At 58.7% G+C, this 2640-nt stretch carries 3 protein-coding genes and 1 pseudogene; all 4 read right to left on the minus strand.

The window, feature by feature from the left end:
• Positions 1–227, minus strand: a 227-nt coding sequence (locus tag VZ95_RS14470) for a CopD family protein (protein ID WP_045776485.1), incomplete at its 3' end; no start/stop codon positions are given.
• 12 nt (positions 228–239) lie between these two features.
• Positions 240–683 (minus strand): ferrochelatase, encoded by a 444-nt coding sequence (locus tag VZ95_RS28915; protein WP_332308103.1) that lies wholly within the window; start codon positions 681–683, stop codon positions 240–242.
• A complete protein-coding gene (gene hemH, locus VZ95_RS28920) occupies positions 680–1279 on the minus strand; it encodes a ferrochelatase (RefSeq protein WP_332308104.1) in 600 nt (199 codons plus the stop codon). Before hemH ends, VZ95_RS28915 begins: the two co-directional genes overlap by 4 nt.
• 47 nt (positions 1280–1326) lie before the next feature.
• A pseudogene (gene hemE, locus VZ95_RS14480) lies at positions 1327–2336 on the minus strand (uroporphyrinogen decarboxylase).
• Between the last annotated feature and the right edge of the window lie 304 nt (positions 2337–2640).

The raw sequence follows: 2640 nt of genomic DNA on the forward strand, positions 1-2640 counted from the left end.
AAGAGAGTCCCGAATATAAACGTCGCAATCATCGCCGGATTGATAATGAAGCGCAGTAGCTTGTATTCCATCACCTTGAAGGTTTCGGACTGAACCGACCCCTTCGGCGCGTCGCAATGGTAAACATACAGGCGCGGCAGGTAGAACATCCCCGCCATCCACGCAATAACGCTGATGATATGGAGCGATTTCGTCCAGGGATAGAAGCTCGTCAGCATATCCAGCATATCTTTATCTTCCTAAGCGCTGAGCTTGGCCGGGCATTGACTGAAGTTGGCCGGACAAAAGCGCCCGCCGCCTTCGCAACTCAGCCCACCGCGCCTATCCTGCGCCGCAATCGCCCGCGCCAAGCCATCGATGAACTTTGGATGCGTCGAAACCGTCGGCACGCGGAAATAGGCGGGAACGCCTTGTTCTTCCGCAAGGTGTCGATATTCGATATCGAGCTCAACCAAAGTTTCAGAATGTTCCGACACGAAAGCAATCGGGCAGACGATCAAGGGCACCTTATCGGCCCCGGCGCGCTTGATTTCGGTGTCGGTTGCCGGGCCAATCCATTCGAGCGGCCCGACGCGGCTTTGGTAGCTCACCAGCCAATCAAGCTGCGGAATGGCCAGCGCATCGGCGACGGCGGCGGCGGTTTTCTCGACCTGAAATTGATAAGGATCGCCGGATTTAATCACTTTTTTTCGGCAAACCATGCGCCGAGAAAAAGAACCCGTGGCGTGCCATGCTCTAAAGCCTGTCCATAGGTTGCCGCCACTAACTCGGCGGTTGCGGCGACCAGACCGGCTTCTTCCGGCCAGCAGCAGAGCGTTGTCGTCGGAACCTTCAGCCCAATCGCCTCAGCCGCCGCATGCCATTCTTTCAGCGACGAGCCGCTGGTCGTTTTGGAATATTGCGGATAGAGCGGCACCAGAACGATGCGGTCGGGCTTCCAGGCGGCAATATCGCGCACGACGTCGTCGGCCCGCGGGTGCCAGTAGCGCATAGCAATGAAGCAGCGGGTTTCCTCGTCCGATTGCCCGAGGGCCGCTTCGAGGGCACGGGCCTGGGCTTCGGTATTCGGCAGCAAGGGCGAGCCGCCGCCGAGATGCCGGTAGATTTCCTGCGCAACCGGTGCCCGGCGCTTGGAGATCAGACGGGCGATCAAATAGCGAATCAGCCTCGGTGCCCCGATGATGGCTTCATCGTTGAAAAGATTGAACAAAAATGGCTCGACTGCGTCGGGCCGGTCTGGCCCGCCGAGATTGAACAGAAGAATGGCGCGCTTACTCATGGCAGCGACTATAGGGTTTCATCCGGTAAAATCCAGCCTAGCCTTGCTTAAATCTTGCGCAAAAGATCGCAAAGGGCGGCGACGTGCTCCGGCGGGGTTTGCGGCACAATCCCGTGGCCGAGATTGAAAATGAACGGTCCGCGCCCGAGATGCCCACAAATCCGCGCCGCAGCGTCCAGCATGGCCTGTCCGCCGGCAACCAGGGCGAGGGGGTCGAGATTGCCTTGCACGCACGCCAGCGGCTGCAAAACCTCGGCAGCCCAGTCGGGCGGAACCTGAGTGTCGATGCCGATGCCGTTGGGCCGCACGATCTCGGTAAATTTCTTGTAGAGAATGCCGCTGCCCTTCGGAAAGGCGATGATCGGTGTTTCGGGATGGCGGGCGCGCAGGGCGGTGACGATCTGGCGGTTCGGGTCGATTACCCAGCGCTCGTAGTCCTGCGGCGCGAGCGCCCCGGCCCAGGAATCGAAAGCTGTACGGCCTCGGCACCCGCCTCGATCTGCGCCGAGAGATACGCAATCGTTGCGGTCACGATCCCCTCGATAAGCAAACGGAAGCCGTCGGGGTCGCGGAAGAAGAAGGCTTTCGTCTTCATGAAATCGCGGCTGGAGCCGCCTTCGACCATATAGGTGGCCACCGTCCAGGGGCTTCCGGCGAACCCGAGCAAGGTGCTTTCCTCCGGTAAGCCTGCTTTTACTCTGCGAACCGTTTCAATGACCGGCGCGTAAACTTTGGCGGCCCCCGCGAAGTCTAAAACTTCAGGCAGCGCGCCCAGAACCGGCCCTTCGCCTTCGGCAAAGCGCAGGCTCTGCCCTAACGCCATCGGAATGATGAGAATGTCTGAAAACAGAATCGCCCCGCTCATGCCGTAACGGCGGATCGGTTGTAGGGTCACTTCTGCGGCTTGTGCCGGATTGAAGCACAAGTCGAGGAACCCGCCCGCCTCTTGGCGCAAGGCGCGATATTCGGGCAGGTATCGCCCCGCTTGGCGCATGAACCAGAAGGGCGGACGGGCGGCGGTATGCCCGCGAAGGGCGTCGAGCAGATGTTTGGTCATGCCCTCTCTCTAATTTGATTCTCTTATTATGAAAAGAATGGTGGTTGATGTGGTGGGGTGGAAACCTGGGGATTAAGGCTCTGCCCAATTTTATCCACCGAAACTGCGCAGCGCCCTTTCACTTGTGGACAAGAATGTGGAAACCCGCGTTGAAACCGAGTCTATGTCTTTGTAACACAAAGCACTTCGATTCGTTAAAGCCCTTGGGATAAGCCGGGAAAAACCTCTCAAGAACAGTCTTATCCCCAGTGACAAAAGCGGCCCTCGGGGCTTTTCCCCCAGGGCATCATTGGTGTACCGATCT

The organism is Elstera litoralis, from assembly GCF_000963705.1.
GTDB lineage: Bacteria > Pseudomonadota > Alphaproteobacteria > Elsterales > Elsteraceae > Elstera > Elstera litoralis.

Coding starts and splice junctions, on each gene's coding strand:
- hemH (WP_332308104.1), bottom strand. CDS start 1,279: ATGAGTAAGCGCGCCATTCTTCTGTTCAATCTCGGCGGGCCAGACCGG.